Source organism: Nitrobacter sp. MLSD-S21 (genome assembly GCF_058809865.1).
Genome location: NZ_JBXASZ010000001.1, coordinates 962,348 through 980,056, shown reverse-complemented (window position 1 = coordinate 980,056; position 17,709 = coordinate 962,348). Strand labels below are relative to the sequence as shown.

Genomic DNA, 17,709 nt, shown 5'->3' with positions numbered 1-17,709 from the left:
GACGAGAACAAGGGTCGCCGGATCATGTGTTCGGGTGGAAACCCTCGAAGATCATCTGATCGGCGTGTCTTGCGGCACGAGCGCGCTGTTCCGCAGTGCGCACCGTCCACGTCAGCAAGGGACATCTGAAAATGTTTCTTGCAATCCAAGGTGCCAGAGCTGGAAGTTCGTTCACGTTGTAAGCCACAAAATGCGGTTGGGTGCGAAAGGCATGACGCAGATGGGTCATCGCGGCGCGCTGGAGCGAGGTAGTCTTCGGCCAGTCGGTCTTCGTGTAATGGCGTTCGGCGACGATACCGCGCGGGCGCGACGGCATCAATTCGCGCATCGCCATGACCTGATCCGGGTCGAAAGACATACCGGCTGCCGGCCCGTCATAGCCGGACAGCACCTCCGCCATGCGTCGCACCAGCCGCGTGCTGCTATCGAAATGACTTTTGACCTCGATCACCAGCGGCACATGGCCGCCGACCATCGCGCAGAGTTCCGCGAGCGACATCATTCTTTCTGACGTGTGCTTGAAAACGACCCGCTTGAGTTCGGCCACGGTCTGGGTCTGCAAGGCTCCCGATCCCTCGGTCAGTCGGCCAAGTTCATCGTCATGGTGGACCATGGCCTCGCCGTCGGCGGTAAGCTGGATATCCACCTCGATGCTGAAGTTTCCGGCGATGGCCGCCCGGATCGCCTCAGGCATGTTCTCCACGATGCCACGCGCATGGTCATGCAGGCCGCGGTGGGCGATCGGGCGTGCTGTCAGCCAGTCGGGTGCGCGCATCAGAGTCAGGCGACTTCGAACAGACCTTCGATTTCGACCGCCGCATCTGCGGGAAGGGAGGCGACGCCGACGGTGCTGCGTGAATGGCGGCCCTTGTCGCCAAACGCTGCAACCATCAGATCCGATGCGCCATTCAACACCTTGGGTCCATCGAGAAAATCGGGAGCGGAGTTGACGAAGCCGCCCAGTCTGACGACGCGGACAACCTTATCGAGATCGCCGAGCGCGGCTTTGACTTGCGCCAGCAGATTGAGGGCGCAGCCGCGCGCAGCGGCGTTGCCTTCTTCAACGGTAACGCCTGCGCCCAGCTTGCCCTTCGCGATCAAGTTGCCGTCGGAATCGAGGCAGAGCTGTCCGGATACGAACAGCAGGTTACCGGTACGGACAAAGCCGACGTAATTCGCCACGGGCGATGCTGGTTCATGCAGGGTGATGCCCTGCGCGGCCAACTTCTGCTCAATCACTCCCGCCATGTCAGACCCCCCAGTAATGGATGTTCCACTCAAAATCCGTTGAGGAGCCTATCTCGCCTATCGTCGTACGACATGCAAGCCAATGCCGAGTTCGGGCAAGTATCTGACGGGCGATCAAACTTTCGGGATAGGCCGCAAAATCGCAGTGTGCGGCCGTACCTCCCCAGTTGCAGCGCAATGGAGCGGTGACTATGGTCGGATTTGGTCCATCGAGAGACGATATGCGCCATCATTTCCATCGCTCCGCCTTGTGGCTTTGGTCAGGGTTTCTGGCGGCGACCGTAGCCGCTGCCTTCCTGCCGACATCTGGTGATGCCGCGCACGCCGCTGCCGGCGTTCCGTTTTTATCCCACCAGGCTCTGTATAATTTGAGCCTGGCGAAGTCTCGTGGCAGCACGTCCCTGGACAGCGCCCGCGGACGAATCCTTTACAAGTTTTCCGGAAGCACTTGCGAGGGCTATACGTCTGATTTCAGGCAAGTTTCAGAAATGGACAACGGCGAAGGTAAAACCACGCTGAGCGATATGCAGTCCACGAGCTGGGAGGACGCGGAGGGAAGGACTTACCGTTTCAAGATCATGACTCGCATGAACGATGACGATCAGAGCGAGGTTGACGGAGTCGCTGAGCGCACCGGTGACAAGATTACCGTGAAACTGAAACGGCCGTCGACCAAAACGTTCACCGTCGACGGCAAGGCGGTGTTTCCGACCGAACAGATCCAGCGGATCATCGCGGCTGCAAAAGAAGGAAAGTCGATGCTCGAGCTAACCGTGTATGACGGAGCCGACAACGGTGAGAAAGTCTACAACACTTTTTCGGTTATCGGAAAGCCCATACGGGGGGAAGCGACGAGATCGTCGCCCGATCCATCGACCACCCATAGTCAGATGAAGACCCTGACGCGATGGCCCGTCACTGTCAGCTACTACGAACGCGACGCTGCACGTACCGGCGGTGAACAGATCCCGAATTACTCCATGTCTTTCGAGCTGTTCGAGGATGGCGTGTCGCGGGCGTTGGTGCTCGACTACAATGATTTCGTGATTTCCGGGACGATGGATAAATTCGACGTCAGCGATGTCAGGAGTGCCAGGCCCTGCAAGTGATGTCAGGCAAAAGATATTCACGGATGCTCCCGAACGATGGCTTCCGGGTATTTTGGGAATATGAGCCAGTCTTTTACTGACGTTGTCTTATTGCTGACGTGGTTTTTCGGGTCCTTCATAGGCCAGGCCGCGGATTACGGCCGCGCTCCCGAACTTCTTGCGAAGGTCATCCATTGCCCGCTCAGCATGAGCTGAGCGAAGATCCAGCATATCGGCCACGTTAGCTTGCGATTCCGCCCGGAGCGCGCTGACGCCTATTCCCATCAGGCGGAAAGCTGTGCCATCGATTTCCTTCGTCAGCATTTCTCGGCACATTGCGAAAATCTTTACCGCAAGCTGCGTCGAAACGGGGATTGATTGCGAACGGGTCCGTTGCCGGAAATCGGCGGTCTTGAGTTTCAGCGTGATGGTCGATCCCGCTAGCTCACTTGCCTTCAGTCGCGAGGAGACCTTCTCCGACAGCCGCCAGAGGAACCGTTCGAGCGTGGCGAAATCGCGGATGTTGGACTCGAACGTTGTTTCGCTCGAGATGGTCTTGGCGCCGCGATCTGCGATCACCCGCCGGTCGTCGATGCCCCGTGCCAGCCGCCACAATTGGCGACCCTCGGCCGGAAACTGCTTCATCATTTCCATTTCGTTGGCACGCTGCAGATCGCCGATTGTCCGAAAGCCGCGTTCCGACAGACGCTCCTGGGTGGCCGGACCGACGCCGAACATGAAACTTACAGGTTTGTCCGCGAGCATAATGCACGCTTCGTCCTGATCGAGCGCCGTGAATCCGCGGGGCTTATCGAGGTCAGAGGCGATCTTAGCGAGGAACTTATTGCACGACAGTCCGACCGATACCGTGATGCCGAGTTCGCGCTCGACGTCAGTTGCAAATTTCGCCAGCACCTTGGCTGGAATCATGCCGTGAACACGCCGGGTGCCGCTCAGGTCGAGAAAGGCTTCGTCGATCGACAGCGGCTCTACCAGCGGCGTCAGCGCCTGCATGGTGGTGCGCACCTCACGACCGACCCGCACATACTTCGCCATGTCGGGCGGAACCACGGTCGCAAAGGGGCAAAGCGCAAGGGCCTTGAACATCGGCATTGCAGAATGCACGCCATACGTCCGAGCAGTATAGCAGGCGGCCAGAACCACGCCGCGCCGACCACCGCCTACGATTACGGGTTTGTCTGCTAAGGCCGGGTTGTCCCGCTTTTCGACCGTTGCGTAGAACGCGTCGCAATCGATGTGGGCGAGGGCCAGTGCCGGTAGCGTCCGATGTCGCACCAGCCGGGGTGAGCCACACGCGCTGCAACGGGGCGCCGTAAAGCTGAGGTCATCAAGACAATCGCGGCAAAAGCATAAGGGACCATCCGACGGACCTGCGGTCACGGGACGTCGCGTTTCTGAAAGGATTCGCTGAGCGCCAGCCGGGCGGCTGCGATAGTGGTGGGATGATGTCCGGAAAACTCCGAAAATGCCTCCACGGTTGCGTCATCGCGCAGCATGAAATCGAGCACGCCGGTGAGGAAGTGCGGATCGGAGGCAGAGCTGCGCAGAGTTTGAGGACCAATTCCGGTCTCGGCTAGAAATCGGCCTAAAATTTCGGCGTCGGCCGCGACAAACGAAAGGGCCTGAATTGCTACCAATTCAGCTGCTTCGCGCGGGTTTTGCACACGCTTTGTCGTCACGACCGTTTGCCTTTCCGTAACCTATCAATTCTACTTTGGAACCAGCATGACCGAGTCCCGAAACCTTCAAACAAGTGCTAATCCGCTCGCATAAAGATCGTCTTACGTCTTAACAGCTTAGAGCGAATTCTAGTGCAAATCTAACTCCAGTTAGCGGATAAGTATTGCTGTGCCGGCATGTTTTCGCTCACCAGCGTGGATGAGCACCGAGTCGACTGGAGGGCCAGGGTGGCCAAGACGGTCCTGATTGTGGAAGACAACGAGCTTAACATGAAGCTCTTTCGCGATCTGTTGGAGGCTCATGGTTACCACACGTCCGGGACCAGCAACGGTTTCGAGGCGCTCGATCTGGTTCGCAAACTTCGTCCCGATCTGGTCCTCATGGATATTCAGTTGCCGCAGGTGTCCGGTCTCGATGTCACGCGCTGGATCAAAGACGATCCTGAACTGCGCGCGATCCCCGTTGTTGCTGTGACAGCATTTGCAATGAAAGGCGACGAGGAACGTATCCGCGAGGGCGGCTGCGAGGCTTACCTGTCGAAGCCGATTTCGGTTGGCAAGTTCATCGAGACCGTCCGCCGGTTCGTGGGTTGAGGAGATAAGAGTGTCTGCGCGTGTTCTGGTCGTCGACGACATCCCCGCCAACGTCCGGCTCCTTGAAGCACGATTGTCGGCGGAATATTTCGACGTCATAACCGCTTCTAATGGCGCGCAAGCACTGGAGACCTGCGCCCGTGCCGAGTACGACATCATTCTCCTCGACGTGATGATGCCTGACATGGACGGTTTTGAGGTCTGCCGTCGGCTGAAGGCAAACCCCGCAACCCATTTTATTCCGGTGGTGATGGTGACGGCGTTGGACAGTCCGTCCGACCGCGTGCGCGGCCTCGAAGCCGGCGCCGATGACTTCCTGACAAAGCCGGTATCGGATGTGATTTTGACCGCAAGGGTCCGTTCGTTGACGCGCCTGAAGATGATGACCGACGAACTGCGCATGAGGGCCGTGACCTCGCTCGAAATCGGCGTGCAGGCGCCGGAGCGTGAGGCGGTTGGTGATAGCGGGAAGGGCGGGCGTATCCTGTTGGTCGACGACCGCCCCTCGTCGTACGAGCGGTTGGCATCGATGCTGAGCGCCGAACACACCGTTGATATTGAAACCGAACCCTCCGAAGCGCTGTTTCGTGCCGCAGAAAGCAATTACGATCTCCTTATCGTCTCGCTCGGGCTGGAAAATTTCGACGGTTTGCGGTTGTGCAGTCAAGCGCGCTCGCTGGAGCGGACGCGACACGTTCCGATTCTGGCTGTTGCTGATGCCGACGGCAACGGACGATTGCTGCGTGGTCTTGAGATTGGCATCAATGATTATTTGATGCGGCCGATCGACAAGAATGAGTTACTTGCCCGCGCGCGCACGCAAGTTCGCCGCCGCCGCTACACCGGTCACCTGCGTGACAGCATGCAGAGTTCGATCGAAATGGCTGTCACGGACGGACTGACCGGGCTGCACAACCGACGTTACATGGAAAGCCATCTGGCGACGCTGGCCGAGCAGGCCTCGCTGCGGGGCAAGTCATTAGCGCTCATGATGCTCGATATAGATTACTTCAAGTCGATCAATGATAGCTACGGTCATGATGCCGGTGACGATGTTCTGCGAGAGTTCGCGCTGCGAATCCGCAAAACCATTCGAGGCATCGATCTCGCCTGCCGTTACGGCGGAGAGGAGTTCGTGGTCGTGATGCCGGAGGCCGATCTGCATGTCGCGAGCATGGTGGCCGAACGTCTGCGCCGCGCGATTGCTGGCGAACCGTTTTCCGTCCACAAGGGGATGAAGCGGATCAAGGTGACCATCTCAATCGGACTATCAACCCTGGAGCGGAAGGGGGAGCCTGTCTCTGACGTTCTCAAGCGCGCCGATGTCGCGCTTTACCGCGCCAAGCATGACGGCCGAAACCGCGTCGTGGCGGAGGCGGCGTAGTCATTATATCAATGCGATTTTGATCCCGCGTGTGGTGCATCGTCGAACCAACGATCGGTCGCAGCTTTCTTCTCCGGCACTATGAAATGCGTCTTGGCCATCGGTCGCGACCCGCGCGACGGTGACGAGGCACGATGTGCGCGGCGCCCTTTTTGAAGGTGACGAGCGTATGGGCGGGGGCGTGGCGCTCGGCTGAGCCCCGGTGGCAGCAACGCCAGCCGTGACGCCGAAGGTGGCATCAAGCCAATGCAAAACGGAGCCCGAAAGCTCCGCTCAATTCACCGCCGATGAAGCGATCTTACGTGATCGTCACTTGATCTTGGCTTCGCGGAATTCGACGTGTTTGCGCGCGACCGGATCGTATTTTTTCTTGACCAGCTTGTCGGTCATGGTGCGCGAATTCTTTTTAGCTACGTAATAGAAGCCTGTGTCAGCACTGGAAACCAGCTTGACCTTGATGGTGACCGCCTTGGCCATGTGCAAACCCTTGATGTCGGGAAACGGAAAAGCCGGCCCGCATCAGGCCTGCATTTGGCCGGCAAACTAGACTCGAAACATCGAAAGTCAAGGATTTCGAGGCTGGTAACGTAAAAATCAGTCCACGACGGGCACACTCGCTCCCCGAGGGCAGGTGTTACGGTTTTCAAAGCCGTCCTGCGTGAGTCCATTACATTTAAGCTCTTCAATCGGTGTCATAGGTATTGTCAGTTTTTGTGTATTTCTCGGATTTTGTTCATTTAATTCTATGAAAGGCAGGAGAATTGAAGATATGAGCTTCAACTGCGGCTGGTTCGGCTCTTCAAGATAATCGGAAGTGTCAAGTGTGGCTCCAACGCCCCAGACGTAGAGTTTCCGCTGAAACGGCCCCAAAGGGGTTTCCTTAGTACCCCGACGACGAATATGTTTCGCACGGGGACAAGCGACTTGAGGGGATGATCCGGCGTGGAGGCTCCGCCTTAACGTCTGATAAGATGAAGAATGGAACTTCGCGGATGGGTGGTGTGAGACTGGTGGCCGGAGCTGCTGTGTTGGCTCTTGCGACCGTGTGGCCGGGGGTGGCGACACGGGTTTTCGCGGATACCATCGAGTCCGCACTAGTGCGAGCCTATCAGAGCAATCCTCAACTCAACGCTCAGCGCGCCTCGGTTCGCGTTACCGATGAGAGCGTGCCCCAAGCCCTGTCGGGCTATCGGCCCAAAGTCGCCGTAACCACGAGCGGCGGCTTTCAACATACCGACATTACCTTTAGCCAAGGTCTGCCGGGTCAGGGAAATGTACTGGGGAGGATCAAGGGTAATCAGACACCATTCGCTGTCGGCGCCACGGCTTCACAGACGCTATTCGACGGTTTCCAGACTGCAAATAGAACCCGTGCTGCGGAAGGACAGGTTTCGGCCGCGCGCGAGGGATTAAGGGTTCTCGAGCAGACCGTACTACTCGCTGCCGCAACCATCTATATGGACTATCTGCGGGATTCCGCCATTGTGGAAGTTCAGCGCAGCAATGTCCGCGTGCTTGAGGAGACGCTGAAGCAGACGCGTGATCGTTTTAATGTCGGCGAGGTGACCCGCACCGACGTGGCGCAATCGGAAGCGCAACTCGCCTCCGGTCGCACCCAGCTTATGGCCGCTGAATCCACCCTCACGACCACGCGCGCGAATTTTCAGCGCATCATCGGCAACGAACCGGGGCAATTGGCACCGGGGTCGCCGGTCGATCGCTTCCTGCCTCCAACGCTCGCAGGTGCCGTGGATCTCGGCCTTATCCAAAATCCCAATGTGACCGCAGCGATGTATGGCATCGACGTCAGTCACTTGCTGGTCAAGGTTGCGGAGGGGGCGCTGTTCCCGAGCGTGATCCTTCAGGCCAATGTGCAACAGGGCCAAAACCAGCAGCTCACGGTGCCGAAACAGCTCCTAGCATCTGCGATCGCACAGGTATCGGTGCCGATCTATCAGGGTGGCGCTGAATATTCGCTGATCCGCCAGTCCAAGGAAACGCTGGCGCAACAACGTCTCACCCTCGAGTTGGTCCGCACCCAGGCACGCGCCAGCGTAGTGCAGGCGTGGGGCCAGCTCGTCGCGACCAAATTGCAGGTGAAGTCGGCGCAGGCACAGGTTGAGGCATCCGAGATTGCGGTCAACGGCATCCGCGAAGAGGCCAAGGCCGGGCAACGGACCACGTTCGACGTGTTGGTCGCGCAACAGACGCTCGTCAGCGCGCGCGTTGCGCTGGTGACTGCTCAACACGATCGCGTGGTTGCCTCTTATGCGGTTTTGAATGCCGTTGGTCGGCTGTCGCCGCAGGTGCTTAAGCTAAACACCACGGTGTACGATCCGAGTGTCCACTACCATCAGGTTCGCGACAGTTGGGTGGGTATGCGTACGCCGGATGGACAGTGATCGCGCCGACGGCGGCCGCGTTCACAGTCCGTTGCTTGCAATCAGTTGTTGCCATGCCATACCTTGACGCAAGGGCATGAAGCGATTCGGGCGATAGTCGGCGTTTATCTATCGGTCTTGCCGCGGAAGTTCGCGCGGAGAATTGATATTGTCACCGGTTCACAACGCTTTCTCGGGGAACAAATCCGGTTGCGATCGAAATCGGCGGCCGCATCTGGAGCCGGAAAAATCCTTTTTCGCTTGAGGCCAATGCGCTGGCCAGGATCGTGACAGATGTGGAGTTGGACATGACGCAGCCTGCAAAGGTCCAAGAGCCCTCTATGGAGGAGATTCTGGCGTCGATCCGCCGCATTATAGCGGACGATGAGAAGCCCGCGGCGGCTGGAAAGACCGTCGTTGCTGACGCAGCTGTAGCAAAACCTGGATCTGTCAGTTCGGTCCCTAAGCCGGCACCTTCCGCAAACGCTGACGGCGCCAACAGCCAAGACGATATTGACGCGATGCTTGCGAACTTCGACGTCGCAACCGCCGAGGAGGAAGTCCGGCCCGCCCAGGCTGAGGAGGTGTTTGAACTGACGGATGAGATGGCCATGCCGAATGCAACGCAAGCCGCTTTTCAGAAGATCGAGCCTCAGGACGATTTGGAGTTCGCCGAGATTGCGCAGGTTCCGGCTATGCCGCCGGATCCAGCCACCGTGGCTCGACCGTCCAGTCTAAATGCCGCAGCAGCGGAAATTCTGTCGCATTCGACGGTTTCCGCCGTCGAAACGGCCTTCAGCTCGCTTGCCAGTACGGTGCTGACGAATAACGCCCGCACCCTTGAGGACCTCGTCAAGGAGATGCTGCGCCCGATGCTGAAGTCCTGGCTCGATGACAACCTGCCGGGGCTGGTGGAACGCATCGTCAAGGCTGAAATCGAGCGGGTCTCGCGCGGTCGTCCGTAATCCATTCCCGTAGCCGGGAAAGCCGCGGCCATTGGAGCGGGGAAAGTCCCGCCCTCCTGACGTCCTTGAGCTCACATCTGCGCTCCAGAGCATTTTCCGGCTAAGTGGAATCCGGTTAGCCGTAAGAAAATGCTCTCAATCAATAACTCGCGCGTATTCCGATCGCAAAACCGGTATCCACTTTTGCGGAATACGCGCTGAGGCCGGTTTATTCGGCGATCTTGTTGACTTGATACGCCCTGGAGGGCTTTTAGCGGTCAGAGGATATATTCCGTGAATTGACCTGAAACGCCCCGACGGTGATTGCATTGCCATGATCGAAAAAACCTACCAGCCCTCTGATATTGAAAATCGAATGTCCCGCGTTTGGGAAGAGGCCGGTGCATTCAAAGCCGGCCAGCCTGAACGCCGCGAGGCTGAGCCGTTCACGATCGTCATTCCGCCGCCGAACGTCACCGGCTCGTTGCACATGGGGCACGCGCTGAACAACACCTTACAGGACGTGCTGTGTCGCTTCGAGCGGATGCGTGGCCGCGACGTTTTATGGCAGCCAGGCACCGATCACGCCGGCATCGCGACTCAGATGGTGGTGGAGCGGCAGTTGGCGGAACGGAAGGAGCCCGGCCGCCGCGACATGGGCCGCGCCAGGTTTCTCGAGCGGGTTTGGCAGTGGAAGGCCGAGAGTGGCGGCGTTATCGTAAACCAGTTGAAACGGCTCGGTGCGTCCTGCGATTGGTCGCGTGAGCGTTTCACCATGGATGAAGGGCTGTCACGCGCGGTTGCCAAGGTTTTTGTCGAACTGCATCGCGCCGGCTTGATCTACAAGGATAAGCGGCTGGTTAATTGGGATCCGAAACTTCTCACCGCGATCTCCGATCTCGAGGTGAACCAGGTCGAGGTGAAGGGTAGCCTGTGGCATCTGCGCTATCCGGTCGAGGGTAAGAACTTTGATCCGAGTGATCCTTCAACCTATGTCGTCGTCGCCACCACACGGCCGGAGACGATGTTGGGCGATACTGCCGTCGCCGTGCATCCGGACAATGAGAAGCTCGAACACTTGATCGATTGCAACGTCGTGCTGCCTTTGGTCGGCAGGATCATTCCGGTCATCGGCGACGACTACGCCGATCCGGCGAAGGGCACGGGCGCCGTCAAAATTACTCCGGCCCACGATTTTAATGACTTCGAGGTCGGAAAGCGCCACCGCCTGCCGCAAATCAGTGTGCTCGATCGCGAAGGCCGGCTGACGCTATCCAACAACGAGGATTTTCTGCGCGGCCTTCCGGCTGGCGCGTTGATTCTGGCTGAAGAATTCGACGGCTTGGATCGTTTCGCCGCGCGCAAGGCGATCGTGGCGCGTCTCGAAGAGTTCGGTTTTCTCGACAAGATCGAGCCTCATGTGCACACAGTACCACACGGTGACCGCTCCGGCACCGTCATCGAACCGTATCTGACTGACCAATGGTACGTTGACGCCAAGGAACTGGCGCGGCCCGCGATGTCCGCCGTTCGTTCGGGCGAAACAACATTCGTGCCGAAGAACTGGGAGAAGACCTACTTCGAGTGGATGGAGAACATCCAGCCCTGGTGTATTTCGAGGCAGCTCTGGTGGGGTCATCAGATTCCGGCCTGGTATGGTCCGGACGGCAAGGTGTTTGTCGCAGAGACGGAGGAAGAAGCGATCGGCCATGCGCTCGGCTTTTACGTTGAGCAAGGTGTCATCACCGTCGAGCAAGGCGCCGAAATGGCGAGCGATCCGGCAAAGCGTGATGGCTTCATTACGCGAGACGAAGACGTGCTCGACACCTGGTTTTCTTCGGCGTTGTGGCCGTTCTCGACGCTCGGCTGGCCCGATGAGACGCCGGAGTTGAAACGTTACTATCCGACCAGCGTGCTCGTCACCGGGTTCGATATCATCTTCTTCTGGATTGCCCGAATGATGATGATGGGCATCTATTTCATGAAGGAGGCCCCGTTTGCGACCGTTTACATTCACGCGCTCGTTCGCGACGAGAAGGGCGCCAAGATGTCGAAGTCGAAGGGCAACGTCATTGATCCTCTGCATCTGGTCGATAAATACGGCGCGGATGCGCTGCGCTTCACGCTCGCCGCAATGGCGGTGCAGGGCCGCGATATCAAGTTGTCTCCGCAGAGGGTCGAAGGCTATCGCAATTTCGCGACCAAGCTTTGGAACGCGTGCCGATTCGCGGAGATGAACGATTGTGTCGTTCCTGCGCAGTTCGATCCGGCCGCCGCAACTGAAACGCTCAATCGATGGATTGTCCATGAGACTGCGCGCGCGACGTGCGAGGTCACCGAGGCCATTGAATCCTCTCGTTTCAATGACGCCGCCGGCACGATCTACCGCTTTGTCTGGAACGTCTACTGCGATTGGTATCTTGAACTCGCAAAGCCTGTAATTTTGGGCGAGGATGGCCCCGCCAAGTCTGAGACCCGCGCGATGGTCGCTTGGGCCCGCGATGAAATTTTGAAGCTTTTACATCCGTTCATGCCGTTCATCACAGAGGAGTTATGGACGGTAACTTCGGCGCGGAAGCAATTGCTGACCCTGACGGAGTGGCCAAACAAGGTAGATCTCACCCTCAAGCGGCGGACGCTGATCGCGGCCGCCGATCCCTTCGCTGGACCAGAGCCGGTGACCGATCTGTTGGAGCCCTATTTCCGCGACGATGCTGCCGAAGCCGAGATCGGTTGGGTGGTCGATCTCGTCACAGCCATTCGCTCGGTCCGTGCGGAGATGAACATTCCACCTGCAACCCTGGCGCCGCTGGTGCTCGCAGGCGCATCCGCCGAAAGCAGGGTGCGGGCGCAGCGCTGGAGTGATGTCATCAAGCGGATGTCCCGGCTTGCGGACATCTCATTCGCAGACCGGGCACCGGCAGGCGCCGTGCAATTGCTGATCCGCGGCGAAGTTGCCGCGCTGCCGTTAAAAGGCATCGTCGACGTCGCCGCCCAGCGCGCGCGTTTAGAGAAGGAAATCGCCAAGGCTGACGCCGACATCGATCGCGTGGGATCCAAGCTTGCAGATCAGAATTTCGTTGCGAACGCGCCCGAAGAAATCGTCGAGGACGAAAAAGAAAAGCGGGAAGCCGCAGTCGCACGCAAGGCAAAATTTGTCGAGGCTTTGGAGCGTTTGAAGGCCGCTGAGTGAGTGCTGCTCGGCCGTCATCACTGCGCCCTTTGAGTCTGCTATGGCTTGGGGGCGTAGGGTTGCGGCTCACGATCCTTGCCGTGCCGCCGGTACTGGCGCTTATCATTTCCGATCTTGCACTGTCAGGAACAGAGGTCGGGATTCTCAATGCCATTCCGGTGAGTTTGTTCGCGCTTGTCGCGGTACCCGGATCGCTGCTGATCGCAGCGCGTTGGCGCTGTCAGGGCGCTGGTAGTCGGCCTCATGATTGCAGCGGTCGGATCGGCGCTACGCGGTTTTGCCGTCGGCGCAATGACTCTGTTCGCGGCGACAGCATTGATGGCGGCGGGCGTCGCTGTGATGCAACCGGCGTTTCCACCGCTGGTGCGGCAATGGGTCCCTCGCAGGATTGGCTTTGCCACAGCCGTCTACACCAACGGTTTGCTATGCGGCGAAATCTTTCCGGTCGTGCTCGCAGCGGTCGCCGTGCTCTTGCTGGGTGGTGGGTGGCGCGGGAGTCTCGAACTCTGGTCGATCGCGGCGGCAGTGATCGCACTAATCATCTTCGTTGCGCGGCCGGACGGCGAACATACATCCGCTCAGCACAGCCGCTGGATGCCGGACTGGCGAGATCCGCTGCTCTGGAAAGTCGGCCTCGTCGCCAGCGCAAACAACCAGCTCTATTTCTGCACTAACGCGTTTCTGCCGGGCCTGCTGCTGCAAACTGGTCATACTGAGTTGATTGGGCCTGCGCTATCGGCGCTTAACCTCGGGCAGTTGCCGGGGTCGGCCCTCCTTATGCTGATGGCGAGTCGCCTGGAGCGGAAAAGATGGCCGCTCATTCTTTGCGGCGTGCTCGGCCTGCTTTCTGTTCTCGGCGTCGCGACGAGTACAAGTCTCTGGGTGATCGTTGGCTCGGCGGCGCTGGTGGGCTTCACCTGCGCCGTGGGTCTGACTCTTGTGTTGACGTTACCGGTTCTGCTGGTCGCTCCCGATGACGTGCCTCACAACTCGGCCGGAATGTTCACCATCGGTTACGGGATCGCCATGCTGGTCTCCATCGTCGGCGGGATGGTCTGGGATATCACCGGCAATGCCGCCTTTGCGTTCGTGCCGATCGGTCTTGCCGTCGTACCGATGATCGTGCTGCCACTGGGGATTGATTTCAGAACCCAGCGTTCTTGAACGGCTTGCTAAGGAATTTCGATTCTTTCAGTCCGTATCGCCATGGCAGGTCGGCGGCTTTGGTAATGCCGATGCGCACGCCGGCGACGACGTCAACCTCGTCCGTGCGCTGAAAGACCGCAATCGGCGGCGCATCGAGCGGCAGCGCGTTATGCGCGATCGATATGCCGAGCGCCTGGCATAATTTGCCTGGCCCCGAACATAAGAGGCGCTCGTCATGCAGCCCGCGCCGGGTTCGCATCGCCGGAATGCCGTGGGTAGGTTGTAGCGCGCGGATCAGAACCGCGGCGGCAGAGCCATCCATTTCGCAGACGAAGTTCACGCACCAGTGGATGCCGTAAGAGCGATAGACATAGGCAAATCCAGGCGGGCCGAACATCACCATGTTCCGCGGCGTCGGTCCTCGATGGGAATGCGCGGCTGGCTCGGTGTGGTGATAGGCTTCCACCTCGACGATGATGCCCCCGATGCCTTCGACCAGCAGGGTCGCGCCGATCAGGTCGGGTGCTACGTCATGCACGCTGCGACTGAAAAACCCGCGTTTGATCGGCTTGCCGAGAGCAGGCGGCGTCAGACTGTCGGATGGGGAGGGATTTGGGGTCATTTTCCAAGGCAGGCGGGCGGTCGGGTCATAATGGGATATGTTACATATCTGACTGATCTGGCGAAGCGGGTTGCAGCCCTGCGTCGCGCAGATTACCTAAAGTCTCCTGCACAACCGGATCATTCCATGGTCGTCATCCTCGATACGGTTTCCGCCGACCCCGTCCGGCCGCGGCACCCGGAAAAGGTCAACCGGCCCGACGCGCTGTCGCCACCGAAGCCGGACTGGATCCGTGTGCGCGCGCCGAACACGCGCGGCTATTCGGACACGCGCCGAATCGTCAAGGAGAACGGTCTCGTCACGGTGTGCGAAGAGGCCGGCTGCCCGAACATCGGCGAGTGCTGGGACAAGAAGCACGCCACCTTCATGATCATGGGCGACACCTGCACCCGCGCCTGCGCCTTCTGCAACGTCAAGACGGGTATGCCGGTCGCGTTGCAGGCTTCGGAGCCCGAATATGTGGCCGAGGCGACGCGCAAACTTGGTCTGGCCCACGTTGTCGTCACATCTGTTGATCGCGACGATCTCGACGACGGCGGGGCAGGGCATTTTGCCGAGACAATTCACGCGATACGCGAGCGTTGCCCGACCACGACCGTCGAAATCCTGACGCCGGATTTCCTCCGCAAGAAGGGGGCGCTGGAAAGGGTCGTGGCGGCGAAGCCCGACGTCTTCAACCACAATCTCGAAACCGTGCCGTCGCGCTATCTCGCCGTTCGGCCCGGTGCGCGCTATTTTCACTCGATCCGCCTGCTGCAGCGAGTGAAGGAGATCGATCCGGCGATCTTCACCAAGTCAGGCATCATGGTTGGGCTTGGCGAGGAGCGTCATGAAGTCTTGCAGGTGATGGACGATCTGCGGTCGGCCGATGTCGACTTTCTCACCATCGGACAGTATCTGCAGCCGACCCGCAAGCATCACGCCGTGATGCGCTATGTCACGCCAGAGGAGTTTTCGAATTATGAGACCGTCGCCTACACCAAGGGCTTTCTGATGGTGTCGGCGAGTCCGCTGACTCGCTCGTCGCATCATGCGGGCGAGGATTTTGCAAAGCTGCGGGCCGCGCGCGCGAAGTTATTGCGGTAAGCGCTACAACGATGCCGTTGTTTTCAAGCAAACGCCGCGTTCGTCACAGCGCGAACGAGATGTTCGATCTGGTGGCGGACGTCGAACGTTATCCGGAATTTGTGCCGCTATGCCAGTCGCTGAAGGTGCGTCAGCGTACCACCGCGGCCGACGGTAAGGAGGTCGTGGTCGCCGATATGACCGTGTCGTTCAAGCTCGTGCGCGAGACCTTTACGAGCAGGGTGACGCTGGATAGGCCGAACCTCAAAATTTTCGTCGAATATCTGCGCGGGCCGTTCAGCCACATGGAAAATCGCTGGACCTTTGAGCCGAAACCGGATCAAGGCTGCGATGTCGGGTTTTTCATCACGTATGAGTTCAAAAGCCGGATGCTGGCAATGTTGATGGGCGCGATGTTCGACACCGCATTCCAACGCTTTGCAGCGGCATTCGAGAAACGAGCAGACGCTGTCTACGGTTCGCCGAAGGTGGTGAGTTGACGCGATACGGTCTTAGGTTTTCTTTGGAGAAGGTTTCACCGGTCCTGTGGTGCGCCGCCGCTCGGAAGTGCGACGCGCCGGCGTACGCGCTGCTCGCGGTCGTGATCGGCTAACGCTTTCGCGGCGGGCTTTCGCAGGCGGCTTCGGGCCGCGCGCTAATTCCATCAGCATCCGCAGGGCTTCGACAACCGAACGTTGCCGTACTGAACTCCGGCCGATGGCACCAAAGCGAAATTCGCGATGGATCAGGCGGCCGTCACGCGCTGCGGCCGCGAAATGAACAAGGCCCACGGGCTTGCCGGGTGTCGCGCCGCCGGGACCGGCGATCCCGGTGATGGCGACGGCCAGATCGGTGCCGGCGCGTTCCAGCGCGCCAACTGCCATTGCGGTCGCGGTTTCCTTGCTGACAGCGCCAAAACTGTCGAGCGTGATGGATTTAACGCCAAGCATCGCGCGCTTGGCGTCATTGGAATAGGTGACGAAACCGCGATCGATGACGTCCGAGGAGCCGGGAATCTCGGTCAGTGCCCCGACGACCAGTCCGCCGGTGCAGGATTCGGCCGTTGCGATGGTAAGCTTGCGCATCCGGCAAAGGTCGAGCAGCGAACGCGACAGGGCGCGTGTGTCGCTGCCGCTCATGTCAGGTGCCCCAGCCCTTGTCGTTCCACGGCAGGCGGACAGTGGCGCTGGCGGTCGCCGCGATTCCTTCCTCACGCCCGGTGAAGCCGAGCCGTTCGCTGGTCGTCGCCTTGACAGCAATACGCGAGATGGCGACCCCAGTGATGTCCGAGATGCGAGCGCGCATCTGGTCGCGCAGAGGTCCGATCTTCGGCTGTTGGCATATCATGGTGACTTCGAGATTGGCGATGCGGCCGCCGCGCGCGGTAACTTTGTCGATAGCGTACTTCAGAAATTTATCGGAAGCCGCACCCTTCCACTGAGGATCGCTGGGAGGGAAATGCGAACCAATGTCGCCGTCCGCGAGCGCTCCGAGAATGGCATCGACGAGCGCGTGCAACCCGACATCGCCATCGGAGTGCGCCAGGAAACCGCGATTGTGCGGAACCTTCAGACCACACAGCATGAGGTGATCGCCGTCGCCGAAGGCGTGCACGTCATAGCCGGTGCCAGTCCTGATGTCGCCGAGCGATGCCGCGAGGCGCGCTTCCTCGCGCACGAAATCTTCGGGAGTCGTTAGTTTCATGTTTGCAGCATCGCCCTCAAATGTCGCAACCGTCAATCCTACCCACTCGGCGAGCGCGGCGTCGTCGGTAAAATCGTCGCGGCCCTCGCGCGCCGCCCGGCGATGCGCATCGAGAATCATATCGAAATGAAATGCCTGCGGCGTCTGCGCGATCCGCAGCTTTGCACGGTCGGGGGTCGCGTTGACCGCGCCGGATGCATCAACCTGTTTGATGGTGTCGGTAACGGGAATAGCGGGCACCGCTGCGCCGGCTTTATCCGCGGCGTCGATTGCGCGCGTGATCAGTGCCGGTGTTACGAACGGGCGGGCGGCATCATGGATCAGCACGATGTCCGGTGCGTCGGCTGCCAATGCCTCGAGGCCTGCGCGAACGGAGGCTTGGCGGGTGGCCCCGCCATTCGCCGGCTCGCGATAGCGGAATCCGGCGACGGCCTGATTGAACATGGAAAGGTCATCGGGATTGAGCACCGGCTGAACGGCAAATACATCGGGGTGCTGGCAGAACGCCTCCATCGCCCGCGAAATCACGGTTCGTCCGCCAATTGTCCGGTATTGTTTAGGGCCTCCAGCACCAGCGCGCAGGCCCCGGCCAGCGGCAACGATGATGGCGGCAGTTCGTTTTGAGGTGAGCATTGGACTC

At 59.5% G+C, this 17,709-nt stretch carries 17 protein-coding genes; 9 read left to right on the top strand and 8 right to left on the bottom strand.

The genetic code is table 11. The annotated features are described in order from the left end of the window. Positions 1–22: 22 nt before the first annotated feature. Both AC1RT6_RS04910 and AC1RT6_RS04905 read right to left on the bottom strand, forming a co-directional pair. Entirely contained in the window at positions 23–775 is a 753-nt protein-coding gene (locus AC1RT6_RS04910; protein WP_079446380.1) for a glycerophosphodiester phosphodiesterase family protein, read from the bottom strand. A gap of 5 nt (positions 776–780) precedes the next feature. Continuing rightward, positions 781–1,248, bottom strand: coding sequence for a RidA family protein (locus AC1RT6_RS04905; RefSeq protein WP_079446381.1), 468 nt, complete (start codon positions 1,246–1,248; stop codon positions 781–783). A gap of 221 nt (positions 1,249–1,469) precedes the next feature. Here AC1RT6_RS04905 and AC1RT6_RS04900 point away from each other — a divergent pair, with 221 nt between their 5' ends. Beyond that, positions 1,470–2,357, top strand: coding sequence for a cell envelope integrity EipB family protein (locus tag AC1RT6_RS04900; protein ID WP_079446382.1), 888 nt, complete (start codon positions 1,470–1,472; stop codon positions 2,355–2,357). An 87-nt stretch (positions 2,358–2,444) separates the two neighbouring features. Here AC1RT6_RS04900 and AC1RT6_RS04895 read toward each other — a convergent pair whose 3' ends face one another. Together AC1RT6_RS04895 and AC1RT6_RS04890 are read right to left on the bottom strand one after the other, a co-directional pair. Beyond that, positions 2,445–3,737: a DNA polymerase IV gene (locus AC1RT6_RS04895; RefSeq protein WP_079446383.1), complete on the bottom strand. Its 1,293-nt coding sequence runs from the start codon at positions 3,735–3,737 to the stop codon at positions 2,445–2,447. Next, on the bottom strand, positions 3,734–4,036 hold the full coding sequence (locus tag AC1RT6_RS04890; RefSeq protein WP_079446384.1) for a DUF3572 domain-containing protein: 303 nt from the start codon (positions 4,034–4,036) through the stop codon (positions 3,734–3,736). The genes AC1RT6_RS04895 and AC1RT6_RS04890 overlap by 4 nt, the downstream gene beginning before the upstream one ends. 228 nt (positions 4,037–4,264) lie before the next feature. Here AC1RT6_RS04890 and AC1RT6_RS04885 point away from each other — a divergent pair, with 228 nt between their 5' ends. Then, on the top strand, positions 4,265–4,630 hold the full coding sequence (locus AC1RT6_RS04885; protein ID WP_011314701.1) for a response regulator: 366 nt from the start codon (positions 4,265–4,267) through the stop codon (positions 4,628–4,630). A 10-nt stretch (positions 4,631–4,640) separates the two neighbouring features. Beyond that, on the top strand, positions 4,641–6,014 hold the full coding sequence (locus AC1RT6_RS04880; RefSeq protein ID WP_079446385.1) for a PleD family two-component system response regulator: 1,374 nt from the start codon (positions 4,641–4,643) through the stop codon (positions 6,012–6,014). Between the two features lie 309 nt (positions 6,015–6,323). Here AC1RT6_RS04880 and rpmG read toward each other — a convergent pair whose 3' ends face one another. Beyond that, a complete protein-coding gene (rpmG, locus tag AC1RT6_RS04875) occupies positions 6,324–6,491 on the bottom strand; it encodes a 50S ribosomal protein L33 (protein ID WP_007603295.1) in 168 nt (55 codons plus the stop codon). A gap of 515 nt (positions 6,492–7,006) precedes the next feature. Between rpmG and AC1RT6_RS04870 the strand changes: the two genes are divergently transcribed. The 4 genes from AC1RT6_RS04870 (at position 7,007) to AC1RT6_RS04855 (ending at position 13,696) form a co-directional block, all read left to right on the top strand. After that, positions 7,007–8,416, top strand: coding sequence for a TolC family outer membrane protein (locus AC1RT6_RS04870; protein WP_079446386.1), 1,410 nt, complete (start codon positions 7,007–7,009; stop codon positions 8,414–8,416). A 287-nt stretch (positions 8,417–8,703) separates the two neighbouring features. Next, on the top strand, positions 8,704–9,360 hold the full coding sequence (locus AC1RT6_RS04865) for a PopZ family protein (RefSeq protein WP_079446387.1): 657 nt from the start codon (positions 8,704–8,706) through the stop codon (positions 9,358–9,360). 313 nt (positions 9,361–9,673) lie between these two features. Continuing rightward, positions 9,674–12,532 (top strand): valine--tRNA ligase, encoded by a 2,859-nt coding sequence (locus tag AC1RT6_RS04860; protein WP_472789544.1) that lies wholly within the window; start codon positions 9,674–9,676, stop codon positions 12,530–12,532. A 243-nt stretch (positions 12,533–12,775) separates the two neighbouring features. Then, a complete protein-coding gene (locus AC1RT6_RS04855; protein ID WP_472789546.1) occupies positions 12,776–13,696 on the top strand; it encodes an MFS transporter in 921 nt (306 codons plus the stop codon). On the opposite strand, the gene AC1RT6_RS04850 is transcribed toward AC1RT6_RS04855, so the two are convergent. Beyond that, positions 13,677–14,300, bottom strand: a complete 624-nt coding sequence (locus AC1RT6_RS04850; RefSeq protein WP_079446390.1) for a DNA-3-methyladenine glycosylase — start codon at positions 14,298–14,300, stop codon at positions 13,677–13,679. The genes AC1RT6_RS04855 and AC1RT6_RS04850 overlap by 20 nt on opposite strands. A gap of 126 nt (positions 14,301–14,426) precedes the next feature. Here AC1RT6_RS04850 and lipA point away from each other — a divergent pair, with 126 nt between their 5' ends. Together lipA and AC1RT6_RS04840 are read left to right on the top strand one after the other, a co-directional pair. Beyond that, positions 14,427–15,386, top strand: coding sequence for a lipoyl synthase (gene lipA, locus AC1RT6_RS04845; RefSeq protein WP_079446419.1), 960 nt, complete (start codon positions 14,427–14,429; stop codon positions 15,384–15,386). Positions 15,387–15,397: 11 nt separating this feature from the next. Continuing rightward, positions 15,398–15,865: a type II toxin-antitoxin system RatA family toxin gene (locus tag AC1RT6_RS04840; RefSeq protein ID WP_079446391.1), complete on the top strand. Its 468-nt coding sequence runs from the start codon at positions 15,398–15,400 to the stop codon at positions 15,863–15,865. A gap of 12 nt (positions 15,866–15,877) precedes the next feature. Here AC1RT6_RS04840 and AC1RT6_RS04835 read toward each other — a convergent pair whose 3' ends face one another. Then, a complete protein-coding gene (locus AC1RT6_RS04835; RefSeq protein WP_079446392.1) occupies positions 15,878–16,504 on the bottom strand; it encodes a CinA family protein in 627 nt (208 codons plus the stop codon). A 1-nt stretch (position 16,505) separates the two neighbouring features. Beyond that, positions 16,506–17,702: a bifunctional 2-C-methyl-D-erythritol 4-phosphate cytidylyltransferase/2-C-methyl-D-erythritol 2,4-cyclodiphosphate synthase gene (locus AC1RT6_RS04830; protein WP_079446393.1), complete on the bottom strand. Its 1,197-nt coding sequence runs from the start codon at positions 17,700–17,702 to the stop codon at positions 16,506–16,508. Positions 17,703–17,709: the final 7 nt, after the last annotated feature.

Excerpts from the sequence above, each read along its gene's own strand:
- AC1RT6_RS04850 (WP_079446390.1), bottom strand. The coding sequence starts at position 14,300 with ATGACCCCAAATCCCTCCCCATCCGACAGTCTGACGCCGCCTGCTCTC.
- AC1RT6_RS04835 (WP_079446392.1), bottom strand. The coding sequence starts at position 16,504 with ATGAGCGGCAGCGACACACGCGCCCTGTCGCGTTCGCTGCTCGACCTT.
- AC1RT6_RS04870 (WP_079446386.1), top strand. The coding sequence starts at position 7,007 with ATGGGTGGTGTGAGACTGGTGGCCGGAGCTGCTGTGTTGGCTCTTGCG.
- AC1RT6_RS04865 (WP_079446387.1), top strand. The coding sequence starts at position 8,704 with ATGACGCAGCCTGCAAAGGTCCAAGAGCCCTCTATGGAGGAGATTCTG.
- AC1RT6_RS04900 (WP_079446382.1), top strand. The coding sequence starts at position 1,470 with ATGCGCCATCATTTCCATCGCTCCGCCTTGTGGCTTTGGTCAGGGTTT.
- AC1RT6_RS04910 (WP_079446380.1), bottom strand. The coding sequence starts at position 775 with ATGCGCGCACCCGACTGGCTGACAGCACGCCCGATCGCCCACCGCGGC.
- AC1RT6_RS04830 (WP_079446393.1), bottom strand. The coding sequence starts at position 17,702 with ATGCTCACCTCAAAACGAACTGCCGCCATCATCGTTGCCGCTGGCCGG.
- AC1RT6_RS04855 (WP_472789546.1), top strand. The coding sequence starts at position 12,776 with ATGATTGCAGCGGTCGGATCGGCGCTACGCGGTTTTGCCGTCGGCGCA.
- lipA (WP_079446419.1), top strand. The coding sequence starts at position 14,427 with ATGGTCGTCATCCTCGATACGGTTTCCGCCGACCCCGTCCGGCCGCGG.
- AC1RT6_RS04840 (WP_079446391.1), top strand. The coding sequence starts at position 15,398 with ATGCCGTTGTTTTCAAGCAAACGCCGCGTTCGTCACAGCGCGAACGAG.
- AC1RT6_RS04905 (WP_079446381.1), bottom strand. The coding sequence starts at position 1,248 with ATGGCGGGAGTGATTGAGCAGAAGTTGGCCGCGCAGGGCATCACCCTG.
- AC1RT6_RS04860 (WP_472789544.1), top strand. The coding sequence starts at position 9,674 with ATGATCGAAAAAACCTACCAGCCCTCTGATATTGAAAATCGAATGTCC.
- rpmG (WP_007603295.1), bottom strand. The coding sequence starts at position 6,491 with ATGGCCAAGGCGGTCACCATCAAGGTCAAGCTGGTTTCCAGTGCTGAC.